This is a genomic window from Nguyenibacter vanlangensis (assembly GCF_013376155.1).
Classification (GTDB): Bacteria; Pseudomonadota; Alphaproteobacteria; order Acetobacterales; family Acetobacteraceae; genus Gluconacetobacter; species Gluconacetobacter vanlangensis.
In genome coordinates this window covers 1-1,444 of record NZ_JABXXP010000684.1, presented here as the reverse complement: position 1 = coordinate 1,444, position 1,444 = coordinate 1, and the positions used below count along the sequence as shown (strand labels likewise).

Sequence of the window (1,444 nt, the reverse complement as noted above, 5' to 3'; positions counted from 1 at the left end):
AAGGGGCGGCCTTCCAGGCGACCGTATAGGACGCGGTCGCGGCGGCGGCGGCCAGCGCCGGTTTCTGGCTGTCGGGCATCGCGGCGATCAGGCGGACCACCGTCGCCGCCTGATCCAGAACGCCGGTATCGACCAGCGCCGGGCGCGACCAGTCGGGAACATTGTCGACGATGACCATATAGAGCGTCATGGCCGCCAGGATCGCGACGACGATCGTCATCGCGATCCGGCCCGTAATCGTGTCGAGACGATGGCCGAGCGTCATCTTTTCATTCTCTCCTGGCCTTTCCCGCGGGCGCGTCGCACGCCCATGCCCGGTTCATCCTGTCCGGATCAGCCGAGTCTATCATGCCGGGCACGCGCCCGTGGTCAGTCCGCGCCATTGCCGGTTTGCCCGATCGCGGCATTCCGCGCCACGATGCGCGTCGCCTCGGGCTGAACGAACCCCGCCTTGCCGTCCTTGACGAACGCGGTGCGGCTCTGGCTGTACAGGCTGGTCAGGGTGGCATATTCATCCAGCGAATTCCGCTCGACCTGGTCGGTGACCGGCAGCGTCCGGGCGCGTCCGTCGACCATGCCCAGCCCGGATTTCGTCACGTTCAGGGCCATGATCGCCGCATTGCTGGTCCCGGCGGACGCCACCGAAAGCGGGTTCAGGAACGCGTCGACGACGCGGCCGCCCGCATCGCGCAGGTTCGAGAAGCCGAAGAGCGGCAACTGGACGTCCGGGCCAGGAGAAACGCCCCAGACGCCGAGCGTCTGCCCGAAATCGGCATTGTGGTACGGCATGCCCCAACCGTCCGCGACCTCGAACACGCCCAGTCCGCCCACGGTGGTGTTGATGACGAACCGCTTGGTGGTGTTCCAGCCGCGCGACAGGTTGCCCTGCGCCAGGTCGTTGATCAGGATGACCGGCGTATTGAGGTTGGACAGGAAATTATGAATGCCGCCGCGCACCCCGTGCGACACGTCGTCGGCATAGGCCCGCGCGACGGGGCGCAGCGCATGCCGGTCCACGAACAGGTTGCCCGAGAAGATCGTCCGGTTGGTCGGCCTGAAAGGGTCGTTCTCGCCACCCTGTTCGCCGCGGCTTGCGCAGCCGCCAAGCGCGCCCAGCGACAGCAGGGCGATGATCGTGGTCTGGCAGGCGGTACGTGGGGAAAGCCGCATCGTGGGACTCCTGGTGCCGGCAACGGGGCCGTTGTTGCGGTGCGGACACTACCAGCGGCCATTCCCGCCGTGATGTCGGCCTTGTTTCGGCGCTCCCATAATGTGTCGGCGGTGACAAAAGGCGCGGCGCGGATTGTCGGGCAGGCGGCCGATAAGGCTGCCTTCAGGCAGATCTCCGCCGGAACGCAACGGGGTGCATGCGCCCCTCGCGGCTGTTTCCATCTCGACCGGCTCGGGGCCCGGGGGCGGCCCGCCCGTGACGCCGCCGGCGCAG

2 protein-coding genes are annotated in these 1,444 nt (G+C 67.7%); both read right to left on the bottom strand.

Translation table 11 applies throughout. From position 1 onward, the window contains the following. A partial coding sequence (locus HUK84_RS18025; protein ID WP_218064451.1) for a hypothetical protein occupies positions 1–265 on the bottom strand: 265 nt, incomplete at its 3' end. A gap of 104 nt (positions 266–369) precedes the next feature. Next, the gene (locus tag HUK84_RS18020) at positions 370–1,170 is read right to left on the bottom strand and encodes an MlaA family lipoprotein (RefSeq protein ID WP_176641472.1); all 801 of its coding nucleotides are present in this window, start codon (positions 1,168–1,170) and stop codon (positions 370–372) included. Between the last annotated feature and the right edge of the window lie 274 nt (positions 1,171–1,444).